At 74.5% G+C, this 16,099-nt stretch carries 14 protein-coding genes and 1 pseudogene; 5 read left to right on the top strand and 10 right to left on the bottom strand.

The features are described 5' to 3' along the window. Positions 1 to 29: 29 nt before the first annotated feature. Positions 30 to 1,007 (bottom strand): RNA polymerase sigma factor SigJ, encoded by a 978-nt coding sequence (gene sigJ / locus ACFQ8C_RS15615; RefSeq protein WP_383457004.1) that lies wholly within the window; start codon positions 1,005 to 1,007, stop codon positions 30 to 32. A 35-nt stretch (positions 1,008 to 1,042) separates the two neighbouring features. Then, positions 1,043 to 2,680, bottom strand: coding sequence for a PLP-dependent aminotransferase family protein (locus ACFQ8C_RS15610; RefSeq protein WP_383457001.1), 1,638 nt, complete (start codon positions 2,678 to 2,680; stop codon positions 1,043 to 1,045). A gap of 46 nt (positions 2,681 to 2,726) precedes the next feature. Here ACFQ8C_RS15610 and ACFQ8C_RS15605 point away from each other — a divergent pair, with 46 nt between their 5' ends. Next, positions 2,727 to 3,233: a carboxymuconolactone decarboxylase family protein gene (locus ACFQ8C_RS15605; RefSeq protein WP_383456998.1), complete on the top strand. Its 507-nt coding sequence runs from the start codon at positions 2,727 to 2,729 to the stop codon at positions 3,231 to 3,233. A 64-nt stretch (positions 3,234 to 3,297) separates the two neighbouring features. On the opposite strand, the gene ACFQ8C_RS15600 is transcribed toward ACFQ8C_RS15605, so the two are convergent. The 4 genes from ACFQ8C_RS15600 to ACFQ8C_RS15585 form a co-directional block, all read right to left on the bottom strand. Then, on the bottom strand, positions 3,298 to 4,287 hold the full coding sequence (locus tag ACFQ8C_RS15600; protein WP_383456996.1) for a malate dehydrogenase: 990 nt from the start codon (positions 4,285 to 4,287) through the stop codon (positions 3,298 to 3,300). 171 nt (positions 4,288 to 4,458) lie between these two features. Beyond that, entirely contained in the window at positions 4,459 to 5,532 is a 1,074-nt protein-coding gene (locus ACFQ8C_RS15595) for a DUF2690 domain-containing protein (RefSeq protein ID WP_383456993.1), read from the bottom strand. Between the two features lie 236 nt (positions 5,533 to 5,768). Then, a complete protein-coding gene (locus ACFQ8C_RS15590) occupies positions 5,769 to 6,254 on the bottom strand; it encodes a DUF3017 domain-containing protein (protein ID WP_383456990.1) in 486 nt (161 codons plus the stop codon). Between the two features lies 1 nt (position 6,255). After that, a complete protein-coding gene (locus tag ACFQ8C_RS15585) occupies positions 6,256 to 7,116 on the bottom strand; it encodes a bifunctional methylenetetrahydrofolate dehydrogenase/methenyltetrahydrofolate cyclohydrolase (RefSeq protein ID WP_383456988.1) in 861 nt (286 codons plus the stop codon). A gap of 295 nt (positions 7,117 to 7,411) precedes the next feature. On the opposite strand from ACFQ8C_RS15585, the gene ACFQ8C_RS15580 reads away from it, so the two are divergent. After that, positions 7,412 to 8,044, top strand: coding sequence for a hypothetical protein (locus ACFQ8C_RS15580; protein ID WP_383456985.1), 633 nt, complete (start codon positions 7,412 to 7,414; stop codon positions 8,042 to 8,044). 69 nt (positions 8,045 to 8,113) lie between these two features. Here the strand turns inward: ACFQ8C_RS15580 and ACFQ8C_RS15575 are convergent, their stop codons facing one another. From ACFQ8C_RS15575 to purN, 3 genes are all read right to left on the bottom strand, one after another. Continuing rightward, positions 8,114 to 9,553 carry a DUF2079 domain-containing protein gene (locus ACFQ8C_RS15575; RefSeq protein WP_383456982.1) on the bottom strand — a complete coding sequence of 480 codons (1,440 nt, stop codon included), beginning with the start codon at positions 9,551 to 9,553 and terminating at the stop codon, positions 8,114 to 8,116. Between the two features lie 99 nt (positions 9,554 to 9,652). After that, positions 9,653 to 11,212, bottom strand: a complete 1,560-nt coding sequence (gene purH / locus ACFQ8C_RS15570; protein ID WP_383456979.1) for a bifunctional phosphoribosylaminoimidazolecarboxamide formyltransferase/IMP cyclohydrolase — start codon at positions 11,210 to 11,212, stop codon at positions 9,653 to 9,655. Next, positions 11,193 to 11,822, bottom strand: a complete 630-nt coding sequence (purN, locus tag ACFQ8C_RS15565) for a phosphoribosylglycinamide formyltransferase (RefSeq protein WP_383456977.1) — start codon at positions 11,820 to 11,822, stop codon at positions 11,193 to 11,195. The genes purH and purN overlap by 20 nt, the downstream gene beginning before the upstream one ends. A gap of 218 nt (positions 11,823 to 12,040) precedes the next feature. Here purN and ACFQ8C_RS15560 point away from each other — a divergent pair, with 218 nt between their 5' ends. Further along, a complete protein-coding gene (locus ACFQ8C_RS15560; RefSeq protein ID WP_383456974.1) occupies positions 12,041 to 12,913 on the top strand; it encodes a hypothetical protein in 873 nt (290 codons plus the stop codon). A 17-nt stretch (positions 12,914 to 12,930) separates the two neighbouring features. On the opposite strand, the gene ACFQ8C_RS15555 is transcribed toward ACFQ8C_RS15560, so the two are convergent. Then, on the bottom strand, positions 12,931 to 14,502 hold the full coding sequence (locus ACFQ8C_RS15555) for a DUF6350 family protein (RefSeq protein ID WP_383456971.1): 1,572 nt from the start codon (positions 14,500 to 14,502) through the stop codon (positions 12,931 to 12,933). A 120-nt stretch (positions 14,503 to 14,622) separates the two neighbouring features. Here ACFQ8C_RS15555 and ACFQ8C_RS15550 point away from each other — a divergent pair, with 120 nt between their 5' ends. Both ACFQ8C_RS15550 and ACFQ8C_RS15545 read left to right on the top strand, forming a co-directional pair. After that, positions 14,623 to 15,945, top strand: coding sequence for a helix-turn-helix domain-containing protein (locus ACFQ8C_RS15550; protein ID WP_383456968.1), 1,323 nt, complete (start codon positions 14,623 to 14,625; stop codon positions 15,943 to 15,945). Between the two features lie 25 nt (positions 15,946 to 15,970). Continuing rightward, positions 15,971 to 16,099, top strand: a pseudogene (locus tag ACFQ8C_RS15545) (NADP-dependent oxidoreductase); the annotation flags it as partial.

Genomic DNA, 16,099 nt, shown 5'->3' with positions numbered 1-16,099 from the left:
ACCGGCGGGACCGCGCGGATGTGACAGCCTCAGCCGCCGGCTTCCGGATGCGCGGCGAACTGCCGGGTCGCATAGCCGAGCTTGTCCGGGTTCATCACCATGCGCACATCGGTGATGCGGCCGCCGGCGCGGGTCTCCACGGCGGCGACGCCGATGAGCCGGGCGCCCACGTGCAGCACGATCCCGGGCGCGCCGTTGACCTCGGCGACGGTCAGCCGGGCACCCTCCTCCGTACGCCGGGAGACGCCCACGAGGAAGCGGAGGACGTGGTCGCGGCCGCGGATGGGGCGGAGGGCGGACCGCACCTTGCCGCCGCCGTCGCTCCACCAGACGACGTCCGCCGCGAGGACCTTCTCCAGGGCGGCGAGGTCGCCCTCGCGGGAGGCGGCGACGAAGGACTCGACGAACTCCCGGTGCCGCCCGGGCGCGGGCGGCTCGAAGCGGGCGGCGCCGTCGTCGCCGGGCCCGGTCACCCGCCGGGCGGCCCGGCCGTACAGCTGGCGGCAGTTGGCCTCGCCGAGGTCGAGCAGACCGGCGATCTCCCGGTGCGGATAGCCGAAGGCCTCGCGGAGCACGTACACGGCCCGCTCGGCCGGGGTGAGCCGCTCCAGGAGCAGGAGCAGGGCCATGGAGACGTCGTCGCTCCGCTCGGCGGCCTCCAGCGGCCCCGTGCCGGGCGCGCCGAGGAGACCGCCGCCCGCGGTGAGCAACGGCTCCGGCAGCCAGGTCCCGGTGTACCGCTCGCGGGTGGCGCGGGCGGAGGTGAGCCGGGTGAGGCAGAGGTTGGTGACGACCCTGGTCAGCCAGGCGCCGGGCCGGACGAGGGCGGACCGGTCGGCACCGTCCCACCGCAGATAGGCGTCCTGGACGGTGTCCTCGGCCTCCTCCGCGGACCCGAGCATCCGGTAGGCGAGCCCGAAGAGCCGCGGCCGGTGCGCGGTGAACTCCCGTGCGGCGGCCTCCGCGTCGGGCCGGGGCCGCTCGTCCGGGGTGGGGTGCGTCGTCACGCCCCCCACCCTGCCAGACCCCCCGGCCCGGGCCGTCAGCCGTCCTCCGGGTCCCGGTCGCCGTCGAGGCCCTCCAGGACGCCGCAGAGGGAGTGGAGGGCGCCCTGCCAGGCGCTGTCGGGCGGGGTGCCGTAGCCGACCACCAGACCCTCCAGGGTGCGGAGGGCCTCCGGGTGGCGGAACTGGCCGAGACCCTGGACCGCCAGGCCGTGCCAGGCGGCGGAGCGGAGCGCGGCGCCCTCGGTGCCGGGCGGGAGGGAGAGGACCGCGTGGAGGCCCGCCGCGATGCCGCCGACCCGGATCCCGGGGGCGCGGGCGGCGAGCGCGGCGACGAGCTGGTCGCGGCGGTGCCGGTAGCGCAGCCGCATGGCGCGGACGTGCCGGTCGTGCGCCCCCGTGGCCAGGAACTCCGCGAAGGCGAGCTGGTCGGGGGTGCCGCACATCCAGTCCACCACCGCCCCCTTGGCGGCGACGACCTCGTCCACCAGGCCCTCCGGGAGCACCATCCAGGCGAGCCGCAGCCCCGGCGCGAGGGACTTGCTCGCGGTGCCGAGGTAGACGACCCGCTCCGGGTCGAGGCCCTGGAGCGCGCCGACGGGCTGCCGGTCGTAGCGGAACTCCCCGTCGTAGTCGTCCTCCAGGACGAACCCGCCGGTCGCCCGAGCCCAGTCGACGACCGCGGTCCGGCGGTCCGGCGGCAGCGCCCCGCCGAGCGGGAACTGGTGGGCGGCCGTCAGCAGCACCGCGTCCGGGGCGAGGGACGGCAACTCCTCGACGCGGGTGCCGCGTTCGTCGAAGGGCAGCGGCGGGGTGGCGAGCCCGGCGTCCCGCAGCAGCGCGACGTGCGGGCCGAGCCCGTACGACTCCACGCCCACGGCCTTCGCCCCGCGCCCGCGCAGGGCGCGGCCTATCAGCATCAGGCCGTGCGCGAACCCCGAGCAGATCACGATCCGTTCGGGCCGGGCGTACACGCCCCTGGCGCGGGCCAGGTACTCGGCGAGGACCGTCCGCAGCTCGTCCCGGCCGCGCGGATCCCCGTAGCCGAAGGCCTCGTTGGGCGCGGTGGTCAGTGCCCGCCGGTACGCCTTCAGCCACGCGGCGCGCGGGAAGGAGGCGAGGTCCGGGGAGCCGGTCCGGAGGTCGTACGCGGGTGCGCCGGCCCGCCGCCACGCGACCCGCCCGGCCGCCCCGCCGCCCGGCCGCCACGCCGTCCCGCCCGGCGTGGGCCCACCCGACACCGGTCCACTCGGCAGCAGTCCACCCGGCAGCGGTCCACGCGACACCGGTCCACTCGGCGTCGGGCCGCCCGGCACCGGTCCGCCCCGCACCGTCCCGTCCCGCGCCGGACCCGCGGTCGGGGGCGTGGCGCTCTCGTCCGCACCGGCCTCCGGGGCCGCCGGCCGGGGATCCGCGCGGCGGGCCACCCGGGTGCCGGAACCCTGGCGTGCGGTGAGCCACCCTTCGGCCACCAGTTCGACGTACGCGTCGGCGACCGTGTTCCGGGCCACCCCGAGGTCCGCCGCGAGCTGGCGCGAGGACGGCAGCCGGGTGCCCGGGGCGAGGCGCCCGCCCCGTACCGCCTCGCGCAGGGCGTCCATGAGGCCGGCCCTGAGCCGGGTGCCGCGCAGGTCCAGATGGAGGTCGGCGCCGAAAGTGGCCCAGTCGTTCCTCATGGGAATGGACCATAGCGGCACGCCATCCGCTGCGTACGGTGGCTTCATGACCACCACCACAGCGCACTCCCCCGCCCAGGCCCTCGCCCACGAGCACACGCCGCGCATGCCGTTCTTCGAGCGGGCGCCCGAGTTCTACCGGGCGATGGCCCGCCTGGAGCAGGAGGCCGCCAAGGGCGTGGACCCGGCCCTGTACCACCTGATCAAGATCCGCGCCTCGCAGCTCAACCACTGCGCCTTCTGCCTCGACATGCACACCAAGGACGCCCTCGCCGAGGGCGAGTCCGTCGAGCGGGTCGTCCAGCTCTCCGCCTGGGAGGAGTCGAAGCACTTCTACACCGAGCGCGAGCTGGCCGCGATCGCCCTCACCGAGGCGGTCACCGTCCTCACCGACGGCTTCGTCCCCGACGAGGTGTACACGGCGGCCGCGGCCCACTTCGACGAGGAGGAGCTCGCCAAGGTGATCGGCGCGATCGTCGTCATCAACTCCTGGAACCGGATCGCCGTCACCACCCGCATGGTCCCGGGCCACTACACCCCGCGCTCCCACTGAGAACGGGCGGAGCCCCCCGGTCCGAGGACCGGGGGGCTCCTGTGCGTTCAGGCGCGGGTCGGGCTCAGATGAGGCCGAGCTCGCGGACCGCGTCGCGCTCCTCCGACAGCTCCTTGACGGAGGCGTCGATGCGGGTGCGGGAGAACTCGTTGATCTCCAGGCCCTGGACGATCTCGTACTTGCCGTCCTTGCAGGTGACGGGGAAGGAGGAGATCAGGCCCTCCGGGACGCCGTAGGAACCGTCGGACGGGACGCCCATGGAGGTCCAGTCGCCCTCGGCGGTGCCGTTGACCCAGGTGTACACGTGGTCGATGGCGGCGTTCGCGGCGGAGGCCGCGGAGGACGCGCCACGGGCGTCGATGATCGCGGCGCCGCGCTTGGCGACGGTCGGGATGAAGGTGTCGGCCAGCCACGCCTCGTCGTTCACGACCTCGGCGGCGTTCTTGCCGGCGATCTGCGCCTGGAAGATGTCCGGGTACTGGGTCGCGGAGTGGTTGCCCCAGATGGTGAGGCGCTTGATGTCCGTGACCGAGGAGCCGGTCTTCTGGGCCAGCTGCGTCAGCGCGCGGTTGTGGTCCAGACGGGTCATCGCGGTGAAGCGCTCGGCCGGGACGCCCTTGGCGGCGGACTGGGCGATGAGGGCGTTGGTGTTGGCCGGGTTGCCGACGACGAGGATCTTGACGTCGTCCGCGGCGTGGGCGGCGATGGCCTCGCCCTGCGGCTTGAAGATGCCGCCGTTGGCGGCGAGCAGGTCGCCGCGCTCCATGCCCGGGCCGCGCGGGCGGGCGCCGACGAGCAGGCCGATGTTGGCACCCTCGAAGCCCTTGTTCGGGTCGTCGAAGATGTCGATGCCCTTGAGGAGCGGGAACGCGCAGTCGTCGAGCTCCATGGCGGTGCCCTCGGCGGCCTTCACGCCCTGCGGGATCTCGAGGAGGCGCAGCTTGACCGGCACGTCCGCGCCGAGCAGGTGGCCGGAGGCGATGCGGAAGAGCAGCGCGTAGCCGATCTGGCCGGCCGCGCCGGTCACGGTGACATTCACGGGAGTGCGGGTCATGGCGATCTCCGTAAGACAGCTGGCGGTGGGGTTCCCTGCCCCTGAGGCTGGATATCGCTCCCCTGATCGATCGATGTCTCGATGTGAAGAGATATCCGGCGGTCAGGCTATCGGACCCTGGCGCCCTCGCACCCCCACCCCCTTGTGGTGCGGCTCACCTCGCGCCCCGTTTCACCCTCCCGTGCAGCCGTCCTCGCCGCCGGAGAGGCTCGCGCAGGCGCGCGCGGCACTCCCGGAGGCGACCGGGATCATCGTGGTGTACGCGCCGCCGGAACCGTCCGCCAGGACGTTCGCGGCGCGGACGGCGGTGCCCGACTGGACGCTGACCTCGTCCCCGGGGGCACCCCCGCTGATCCGGGCCCAGGCCGCCCCGCAGACCTCGCTGTGCCGGACCTCGACGAGGGCGGCGCCGACGCGGGTGCGGGCGACGGTGGTGGCGAGCGGCCCGCCGCAGCCCATCTCCTCCGGGTCGAGCCCGCCGCAGTCGGCACCGGCGCACCGAACGCCCTCGGGGAGGCTGGGGGTGGGTGACGGGGCGGTGGTGGTGGCCCGCGCGGGCGGCGCGGCGGCCGGCGCCCCGTCGGTCCCGCCGAGGTCGACCAGCAGGACGGCGGCGGTGACGACGAGCGCGGCGCCGACGATCCCGGCGGCGTAGAGCAGCGGCGAGACCCGGCGGGGCCCGCGCGTCCGCCGCCCCGGCGAGGGGGCGGGGGCAGGGGCGGGGCCCGAGGCGGGACCGGGACCGGGGCCGGAGCCGGGACCGGAGCCCGAGGCAGGACCGGGGCCGGGGGACGGCGGTGGCGGCACGGCCCGGATGCGCATGGTCCGGTCGGCGGGTACGCCCTCCGGGGCCGGGCCCCGCTCCCGTACGCCCTCCTCCGCCGCCCGGCCCGGTACCGCCCGGTCGGAGACCGCCTGGTCCCGCACCGCCTCCTGGTCCGGTACCGCCTGGTCCGGTACCGCCCGCTCGCGCAGGAGCCGCTTCCAGGCGCGGTCGGCGTGCTCCCACTGGGCGGTGAGGGGGCCGAGGTCGGCGCCGGTGATGTCGGAGAGCGCGACGACCGCGCTCCTCGGCACGGGCCCGCGGGCGTTCACGTACCCGTCCCAGTCGGCCGGCCGGTGTCCGGTGCGCTCGGCGACGGCGGCGACGCCGAGTCCGCTGCGGTCGATGACCAGCCGCAGCCGTTCCGTGAACGCCCGCACGTCCGGGTCGAGTTCGCCGGACAGCGCCTTCCACGCCGACATGTGCACCCCCTCGTCGCAGTTCCTCGAAGGATGGCAGCTCCGGGCGGTGAGCGGGACCCCGGCCGGAGCGTGCGGATGTACCGGAATGGTCACCTCCGTGCCACAGCGGACGGCCCGAACTTGCCCTTTCATTGGCGCGTACATGACCCTTGACCACGGACGACGCCCGCCCTCCCACGGGGGAGAGGGCGGGCGCCGTCGTACGAGCGGGATCCCGGGAAGCCGCCTTCGGCGGGTCAGGTCACCGTCAGATGGAGGACGTCCTCCAGGAACGGGATCCTGAGCCAGGGCTTCGGCTGCACCATGAGCGCGAGCAGCACGATCAGCGAGCCCATCACCCCGTACGTGATCATGTCGGTGAAGCGCGAGCGGACCGCGAGCATGCCCACCGAGGGCAGCAGCCGGCGGAACGCCGCGCCGAGCAGCAGCGCGGCCCCCACCAGCATCGTCCCGACCCGGAAGGACTGCGGGAAGGGATCCGTCCCCACCACGAGCAGCCCGAAGGCCGCCGTCCCGAGCACGAAGAGCAGCGGCCACTGACGGGCCGGCGCCGGAGCGTCGCCGCCCGCCGCCCGGCCGCCGCCCTCGGGCCGGGCCGTGTCGGTGGTGACGGTCGGCGGCCGGCGCGAGCCCCGCACCCGGCGGACCTTCGACACCCGGCCGCGCGGCAGCTCCCGCGGACCGTCCGGGGTCCCGGGGGAAGCCGGGCTCCCCGAGGTCATCTCAGAGCGCCGCGGCCGCGCGCTCCGCGGCCTCGACGACGTTCACGAGCAGCTGCGCGCGGGTCATCGGGCCCACGCCGCCGGGGTTCGGGGAGATCCAGCCGGCCACCTCGGCGACGTCCGGGTGGACGTCGCCCAGGATCTTGCCCTCGGCGTTGCGCGAGACGCCGACGTCGAGGACGGCCGCGCCCTGCTTCACGTCCTCCGGCTTGATCAGGTGCGGCACGCCGGCGGCGGCCACGATGATGTCGGCGTTGCGCAGGTGCGCCGAGAGGTCCCGGGTGCCGGTGTGGCACTGGGTCACGGTGGCGTTCTCGGAACGGCGGGTCAGGATCAGCGGCATCGGGCGGCCGATGGTGACGCCGCGGCCGACGACCACGACCTCGGCGCCGTTGATCTCCACGCCGTGGGCGCGGAGCAGGGTGACGATGCCGTTCGGCGTGCAGGGCAGCGGGGCGGGCTCGTTGAGCACGAGCCGGCCGAGGTTGGTCGGGTGCAGGCCGTCGGCGTCCTTCGCCGGGTCCATCAGCTCCAGGATCCGGTTCTCGTCGATGCCCTTCGGCAGCGGCAGCTGGACGATGTAACCGGTGCACGCCGGGTCCTCGTTGAGCTCCCGGACGACCGCCTCGATCTCCTCCTGGGTGGCGGACGCGGGAAGTTCGCGCTGGATGGAGGCGAGGCCGACCTGCGCGCAGTCGCGGTGCTTGCCGGCCACGTACTTCTGGCTGGCCGGGTCGTCCCCGACCAGGACGGTGCCGAGACCGGGCGTGACGCCCTTCTCCTTGAGGGCCGCCACGCGGACGGCGAGTTCGGACTTGATCGCGGCCGCGGTGGCCTTGCCATCGAGAATCTGGGCGCTCATGGGGGACATCCTCCCGGATGACCCCCGCCGAGTTCCAATCGCTCCCCCTTCCCTCTCCCCTCCCTCTCGCCCCACCGACTCCAGGGGTTCCGGCGGAGGCCGCGGACGCCGGAACGAAGGGTTGCACTTGCACAACTCCGGTGCGTATCGACTGGACAACACCTCGGAGCTACGGCGACGATGACCAGCGCAGTGCCGCGGAAAGTGCCGGGGGGAGTCCGCTCACATGCCGTGAAAGTTCCTCCGCGCGGGCCGCGTCGTCCCCGCACGAGAACATTCACGGAGGAAAGCCCCGATGAGCTTCGGCGAACCGAACAACCCCTACGGCCAGCCGCCGCAGGGCCAGCAGCCGGGCTACGGCTATCCGCAGGCCCCCCAGGGCGTCCCGCAGCAGGGCGGCTACGGCTACCCGGCCGCCCCGCCGGTCCCGCCGTACGGCGCCTACCCGGGCGGCCCGGGCATGGTGCCGCAGTCGATGCCGGGCCTGCTGACCACGGCGCGCGTCTTCCTGTACCTGATCTCGGCCGTGCAGATCATCGGCGGTCTGTTCTGGCTGTACCTCGGGGCCGTCGCCAGCGACGCCTCGGACCTGTCCTCCACGTACGGCGAGGACAACCCGTTCGAGTCGATGGCCTCGGCCGCCGCCGGCGTCCTGATCGTCATCGGCCTGGTCTTCCTGGGCCTCGCCACGCTGTCGATCACCCTCGGCGTGAAGTTCGGCAGCGGCGGCCAGGGCGTCCGGATCACGACCATCGTGTACGGCGCGCTCGGCACGCTCTTCGGCGCGTTCTACCTCTTCTTCGCGATCGACACGGGTCTCGCCTCGGCGATGATCTTCCCGCTGATCTGGGTGGTCTTCGGCGTCATCATCACGGTCGCCCCCGCGGTGGCCAGCGGCTCGGCCTGGTTCTCCCGCCCGCGCTACTGATCCGCGCGCCCGCACGGCACGCCGAAGGGCCCGGCTCCAGGAGGAGCCGGGCCCTTCGGCGTGCCGCCGCTACTTCCTCTTCAGCACCGCGAAGCCGTCCGAGCGGTGGACGATCTCGTACGCCGCCTCCGGGTGCAACTGCGAAGCCGTCGCCGTCGGGTCCGAGGTCTGTCCGGACCAGCCGCGCAGGTCGAGCGCCAGGTAGTCGGGGGTGGCGCCCTTCGCGGTGCCGACCCAGTAGACCCGGTGGTCGGCGGTGAGGTGCGCGAGGAGCGGGACGTCGGCCTCGACGGAGGCGCCCTCGGGAACCGCCGCGACGGCCGCGCGGGCCTGCTCGGCCCGGGCGTCGGTGGCGTACGTCTCCGACTTCAGCAGTTCGCGCAGCGGGAGGTTCGCGGCGAGGGTGAGCGCGACGGCCGTGGCGGCGGCGACGGCGACCTTGCCGTACGCGGCGAGCCAGGGACGCGGCGAGGTGCGCACCGCGCGGACGGCGTCGACCAGGGCCAGGAAGACGACCGGCATCAGGACGGCGCTGTAGTGCCAGTGCATGCCCCAGTGGTTGGCGTCCTGGGAGACGAAGCGCCAGCCGAGGGTGGGCAGGACGAGCAGCGCCAGCGGGGAGCGCAGCGCGAGGAAGCCGGTGATCGCGAGGAGGTAGAGGACCATCTCCCAGCGCTCGCCGGAGGTCAGGGCGTCGGTGACGACCTGGACGAGGGAGGTCTCGGCGCCGCTGCCGGTCTTCTCGATCTTGGCCCAGTAGTCGTACTGGCCGAGCTTGCTGGCTCCCGGGATGAGGACGAGCACGGTGAGCGCGAAGGCGGCGACGCCGAAGCCGGCGAGGGCCGCGCCGAGCCTCTTCTGCCCCTTGAGGACGAGGACGACGCCGACCATGGCGACGGTCAGGCCCATGTCCTCCTTGACGAGGACGAGCGGCACCGACCAGGCGACGGCGGCGGTCCAGCGGCCGAGGAGCAGGGCCCGGCAGGTGAGCGCGAGCAGCGGGACGGCGAAGGCGATCTCGTGGAAGTCGGACTTCACCGCCTCCTGGAGGCCCCAGGAGAGTCCGTAGGCGACGGTGAGGGCGATGCCGGTGGCGCGGCTGCCGAGGATCTGCTGGGCGGTGCGGCCGACGACGACGGCGGAGCCGGCGAAGAGCGCGGCCTGCGCGAAGAGCAGCGAGACCGGCGAGGGCCAGATCCAGTAGAGGGGGGCGAGGAGTGCCGTCACCGGGCTGAAGTGGTCGCCGAGTATCGGGAAGCCGGGCCCCTTGATGTCGACGACGGGGACCTTGAACTCGGCGTAGGAGCGGACGGCCTGCCCGAAGATGCCGAGGTCCCAGGAGGGGGTGCGGAAGTGGTCGTACTGCACCCAGGAGTAGAGGAAGTACGCGGCGGTGAGGACGACCGCGATCGCCGCGTACGGGAGGTACGGGACGGGTGCCGCGTCCTGGCCGTCCGCGGGCCGCTCGTCGGCGGGGTCCGCAGCGGGCTTGTTCAGTACGTCCAACACCACGTCTCCACTACTGCCGGCCGGCCCGGGGCCTGACCATTAGACCAGAGTCGGACTCCGGGACCCCCTGACGAGGAGGGCCCCGGAGTCCGCGCCCCGTCAGTGGAAGAAGTGGCGGGTGCCGGTGAGGTACATCGTCACGCCGGCCTTCTTCGCGGCCTCGACGACGAGCTCGTCGCGCATCGAGCCGCCGGGCTGGACGACCGCCTTCACGCCGGCCGCGGTGAGGATCTCCAGGCCGTCGGGGAAGGGGAAGAAGGCGTCGGAGGCCGCGTAGGAGCCGCGGGCGCGCTCCTCGCCGGCCCGCTCGACGGCGAGCTTGGCGGAGTCGACGCGGTTGACCTGGCCCATGCCGACGCCGACCGAGGCACCGTCCTTGGCGAGCAGGATCGCGTTGGACTTGACCGCGCGGCAGGCCTTCCAGGCGAAGGAGAGCTCGGCGAGCTCCTCGGCCGACAGGGCCTCGCCGGTGGCGAGGGTCCAGTTCGCCGGGTCGTCGCCCTCGGCCTGGAGGCGGTCGGTGACCTGGAGCAGGGCGCCGCCGTCGACGGGCTTCACCTCGACCGGGTTGCTGGGGGCGCCCTCGGCGCGCAGCACGCGGATGTTCTTCTTCTTGGCGAGGACCTCGACGGCGCCGTCCTCGTACGCCGGGGCGACGATGACCTCGGTGAAGATCTCGGCGACCTGCTCGGCCATCTCCACGGAGACCGGGCGGTTGACGGCGATGACGCCGCCGAAGGCGGAGAGCGGGTCGCAGGCGTGGGCCTTGCGGTGGGCCTCGGCGACGTCGGCGCCGATCGCGATGCCGCACGGGTTGGCGTGCTTGATGATCGCGACGCAGGGCTCGGTGTGGTCGTACGCGGCCCGGCGCGCGGCGTCGGTGTCCGTGTAGTTGTTGTACGACATCTCCTTGCCGTGCAGCTGCTCGGCCTCGGCGAGGCCGCCGGTGCCGTCGACGTAGAGCGCGGCGCCCTGGTGCGGGTTCTCGCCGTAGCGCAGCACGTTCTTGCGCGCGTAGGTGGCGCCCAGGAAGTCGGGGAAGCCGCTGTCGTCGGCGGCGGCGTAGTCGTCGGCGAACCAGGAGGCCACGGCCACGTCGTACGCGGCGGTGTGCCGGAAGGCCTCGCCGGCGAGGCGCTTGCGGGCGGTCAGGTCGAAGCCGCCGGCCTGGACGGCGGCGAGGACGTCCGCGTACCGCTCGGGGCTGGTGACGATGGCGACCGACGGGTGGTTCTTGGCGGCGGCGCGGACCATCGACGGGCCGCCGATGTCGATCTGCTCGACGCACTCGTCCGGGGTGGCGCCGGAGGCGACGGTCTCGCGGAACGGGTAGAGGTTCACGACGACCAGGTCGAAGGGCTCCACGCCGAGCTCGGCGAGCTGCTCGCGGTGCGACTCCAGGCGCAGGTCGGCGAGGATGCCGGCGTGCACGCGCGGGTGCAGGGTCTTGACGCGGCCGTCCAGGCACTCGGGGAAGCCGGTCAGCTCCTCGACCTTGGTGACCGGGACGCCGGCGGCGGCGATCTTCCCGGCGGTGGAGCCGGTGGAGACGAGCTCGACACCGGCCTCGTGCAGACCGCGGGCCAGCTCCTCCAGACCGGTCTTGTCGTAGACGCTGACCAGCGCGCGGCGGATGGGCTTAACGGTGTCCGTGTTCACCGATCTGAACCTTTCGTCCCTCAATGCGGTAGCCGTGCCGGGCGAGACGCCCCACGACGTCGACGAGCAGCGAGCGCTCGACTTCCTTGATGCGCTCGTGCAGAGCGGCTTCATCGTCCGCCTCCCGCACCTCGACCACGCCCTGGGCGATGATCGGGCCGGTGTCGACGCCGTCGTCGACGAAGTGGACGGTGCACCCGGTGACCTTCACGCCGTGGGCGAGCGCGTCACGCACCCCGTGGGCACCGGGAAAACTGGGGAGGAGCGCCGGGTGGGTGTTGACGACCCGGCCGCCGAAGCGGGCGAGGAACTCCTTGCCGAGGATCTTCATGAACCCGGCCGAGACGACGAGGTCCGGCTCGTACGCGGCGGTGGCCTCGGCCAGCGCGCGGTCCCACTCCTCGCGGGTCGCGTGGTCCTTCACCCGGCAGACGAAGGTGGGCAACCCGGCGCGTTCGGCCCGCTCCAGGCCGGCGATGGCCTCGCGGTCGGCGCCGACGGCGACGATCTCCGCGCCGTAGCCCTCGGGGTCGGCGGCGATGCCGTCGAGGAGGGCCTGGAGGTTGGTACCCGACCCGGAGACAAGAACGACAAGGCGGGCGGCAGCCACTGGGTCACTCTTTCCGTGGTTATTGTGCGGTCCTACGAACGAATCGTGCCCGTCGATACGGGGAACCCTACGAATGGCGCGACCGTCAGCAACGATACCGGCACACCGGACGGCCCCCACGGGACGGGGGCGGAGCAGCGGGGTAGCGTCAGGGTCCGACGCCGGTCACGCCACCCGGTGCGACGCGGTCACGACGACAGAGGGAAGACGTCCAGCAGATGCCGGATCGCCAGTCCACGAACGACAACAACCCGTTCGCCCCGCCGCCCGAGGGCACGCCCGACCAGCCGTGGCAGCCGCGTCGGCCGGACGGATCGGACGGCTCGGGGGGCCCGGACGGATCGGGTGCTTCGGGCGGTTCCGGCGACGCGGACGGCGAGGACTCAGCATCGTCGTCGCCCGTGACGGGCTCGGCCGACGGGCGCTGGAGCCCGCGCCAGCCGGGCCGTTCCTCGGACGGCTTCGGGCGCGGACCGGAGCGCGGACCCGAGCGCCAGGGCGGTCAGGGCGGCTCCGGACCCGAGCGGCCGGGGCTGCGCTGGGACCCCACGGACCCGGCACAGCGGCGCGCGCGGTACGCGATCCTCGGCGGCATGTGGGCCTTCTTCTTCGCGATCTTCGACATCCCGGAGCTGGCGCTGCTGCTCGGCGCGCTGTCGCTGTACTGGGCGATCAGCTCGCTGCGCGCCAAGCCGAAGACGGCGACGGAGGCGGCGGCGGTGTCGCCGGAATCACAGGGCGCGTCCCAGCCCTCGGGACAGGAGCCGGGACAGGAGCCGGGGCAGGCGTCGGGGCAGGCATCCGGGCAGACGCCGGGGCAGGCCTCGGGCCAGGCGTCGGTACGGCCCGCGGGCCAGGCGGCCTCGGCGCCCGGCGCCCCGAACCCGCTGCGGTCGATGCGTACGGCGGCGATCAGCGGGCTCGTCGCCTCGTCCGTGGCCCTGCTGATCGTGGGCTTCGGCTTCACGATGCAGCTGGTCTACAAGGACTTCTACGAGTGCCGGGACGACGCCCTCACGCACGCGGGCGCGGTGGCCTGCAACGACCTGCTGCCCAAGCCGCTGCGGGACGGGTTCGGGGTGCGCGAGTAGGCGCGCCGGTCCCCCGTTCACTCCGCCCCGGTCGTCCCTGACGGCCGGGGCGGTTCCGTGTGCGGGGCCGGGGCCGGGGCCGGGGCCGGAGGTGGCGGGGGTGGGGGTGGCGACGCGGGCGTCTCCCAGGCGGCGGGGAAGTAGTCGTACGGCACATAGCCCTCGTCGTCGTCCAGGGAGAAGTCGAAGTCGCGCTCCAGGGGGCCCGGGGCCGGGCCTCCCGGGGCGGGCACGGCGACCGACGGGGCCGGCTCCGACGCCTTGGGCGCGTCGGCCGCCGTGGAGGCCCTCGACGTCCAGGGCGTCCAGGCCGGCCAGGACGCCCCGGCCGCCTTCGGCGGCTTCGGCGCCTTGGACTCCCTCGACTCCTTCGGCTCCTTCGGCTCCTTCGGCTCCTTCAGACGGGGCACCCGGCGGCCCCAGGCCCGTACCGCCAGCGCCGTCGGCAGGCCGACGGCCATGCCCCACAGCACCGCCGCCGCGCCCGCCTGCCACCACACCGGGCCGAAGGCGAGCAGCCGGCCCGAGCCCAGCGGACCGCCGGCCGCTCCCGCCAGGACGGCGACCGCCGCCCCGGACGCCCAGGCCGCGCCCAGCGCCGCGAGCACCGTCTCCCGGACCTGACCGGTGCCGGTCGAGCGGCCCACCGAGCGGCCGAGGACCACCGCCGCGACCAGCGGAACGGCCGCCGCGGCCCACTGCGGCCAGCCACCCCGCCCCTCCGGCGGCAGCGCCGCGAGGAGCGGGAAGGGCGGGACGGCGGGATCGCCGACGAGCCCCAGCGGGGTCGCGAGCGCTCCCGTGCCGAGGGCGAAGCCGGGACCGAGCCCGTACGCGGCGGCCCAGACGGCCGCGTTCGGCAGCAGAGCGAGGACGAGCAGCGCCAGCGTCACCCGACCGGACCACTCCCCCGCGATTCCCTCGTACGAGGCCCTCGCCTCGTCCGCGCGCCAGACCAGCGCGGTCCCGGCCAGCACCGCGCCGCCCGCGAGCAGGGCCACCAGACCGGCCCCCGCCCCGCGCAGCGCGGCGGCGGCCTCCTCCCGGACCGGCAGGGGCCGCCCCAGCGCGGTCCAGACGCCGGCGCCGGCCGCGCCGAGGACCACGCCGGGCAGCCACAGTCCGGCGGTGACGAGGTCCGCGGGAAGCGGGCCGCTCTCGCTGTAGACCACGACCACGGCCGCGACCAGCAGATACCCCCCGGAGACCGCGCCGAGCACACCGGCCGGCGAGGGCCTCGGCCGGTCCTCGTCGGCGGGGTCGAGGGTGGACCGGGCGGTCCTGAAGACCAGCCAGACGGGCAGCACGGACGGCAGCAGCGGCACGATCCCCAGCGGCGCGGGGAGTCCGCCGAGGGTGTCGGTGCGGATGAGGTCCACGCCGTGGGCGAGCAGCCAGAGCCCGGCGGCGAGGTGGAGGGCGCCGCCGGCGCCGCTGTCGGGGAACGGCGAGCTGATCCAGGCGACGATCACCAGGACCGCGAGCGCGCCGACGCCGAGTCCGGCGGCGACGCCGCCGCGGACACAGGCGGTGGCGAACGCGGCGGAACGCCCGCCCTGGACCAGGGAGTGCTCGGTCAGGTGGGTCACGGGGGCCATGCTGCCAACGACACGCGCTTTCGCGGCGTAACAGGCAAACATCCGTTGTGTCGCTCAAGATACGTTTATGTACTTTTCCGCCCAGAGGTGCTCTGCGGGAGGTCGACACCGATGAGCCAGACGAGCCGGGGCGGCGACATCGCGCCCCCCTCCACCGCCACCGCGCTGCCGACGCCGAAGGAGCGGCGCCGACTGCGCGAGGCGCTCTCCCTGAGCGAGGAGCAGCTCGCCGAGGCGATGGGCGTCACGAAGGCCACGGTCAAGGCGTGGGAGACCGGCCGTTCGTCCCCGCGCGGCCGCAAGCGCGAGGCCTACACGAGGCTGCTCACCACCGTGCCCCCCGCCCAGGCGGAGGCCGTGGACACGGATACGGACATGCGTGCGGGTACGCATGCCGGTGCCGATACAGGTGCTGGTGCTGGTGCCGTTACCGGTGCCGGTGCCGGTGCCGGTGTGCCGACGCCCGCCCCCACGGCCAACGTGCGGCCCAAGGCCGCCGCCAAGCGGGCCGCCAAGCCCCCGAAAGCCCCCGCCCGGCCCGAGCAGCGCCGGAAACCGGACCCGGGGCCGGGAACGGAACCGGGCCCGGCACCCGAATCGCCACCGGCACCGGAGCGCGTGCCCCAGCCGTCCGGGCTCACGCCCGAGGAGGCCTTCGACGCGCTCTACGGGCACGCGGCCACCGGCCTCGTCCACCAGGCGTACCTGCTGACCGGGCGCCGGCAGCTCTCCCTGGAGGCCGTCGAGCACGCCTTCCGCCACGCCTGGGAGCACTGGCCCGAGGTGGCCACGGACGCCGACCCGGTCGGCTGGGTGCGGGCGGCGGCGTACGAGTACGCCCTCTCGCCCTGGCACCGGCTGCGCCGCGCCCACAAACATCCCGACGCCCCGCCGGCCGAGGCCGGGCGGCGGGCGCTGCTCGGCGCGCTGCTCGATCTGCCGGCGCCGTACCGCCGCACCGTCCTGCTCTACGACGGGCTCGGGCTCGATCTGCCCGAGACGGCCGCCGAGACGGAGGCGAGCACGCCCGCCGCCGCCAACCGGCTGCTGTACGCGCACGAGGAGATCGGCAGGAAGGTGCCGGAGCTGGCCGAGCCCGAGGCGCTCCAGCGACGGCTCGCGACGCTGGTCGAGGAGGCTCCGGCGGCGACGCTGCCGGGGGCCCGCACGGTCCGGGGCGGCAGCGAGCGGCGGGCCCGGCGGATGACCCGGGCGGTGGTCGGGGTGTCGGCGGTGCTGATCGTCGTCACGGCCCTGACGGCCGCGACGGCGCCGACCCGCTACATCCCGGACATCGCGCCCGGCCAGACCGTGAACGGGGTGCCGGTGCGCGGCGGTCCGCAGAAGCTCGGCGAGGAGGACGTGAAGCTGCGCGACAAGCTGCGCTCCAAGCCGAACCCGGGGCCCGAGCGGCTGATCCCCCGCGTCGAGTAGCGGGGGCGCGGCCGGCCGTCGGCACGCGAGCGGGCCCGATCTGGTCGCGATCGTGGGCGACCCCGATCGCGTGGCGACGGTCGCCGACCACGTCAACGCGGAGCGCCTGGGTGTGCACGTGGCCAACGGGTCGAACGACCCCGCGCTCCTCGCC

Origin of the sequence: Streptomyces sp. NPDC056503 (genome assembly GCF_042794995.1) — a bacterium.
Classification (GTDB): Bacteria; Actinomycetota; Actinomycetes; order Streptomycetales; family Streptomycetaceae; genus Streptomyces.
This window is presented reverse-complemented; position numbering and strand designations above follow the sequence as displayed.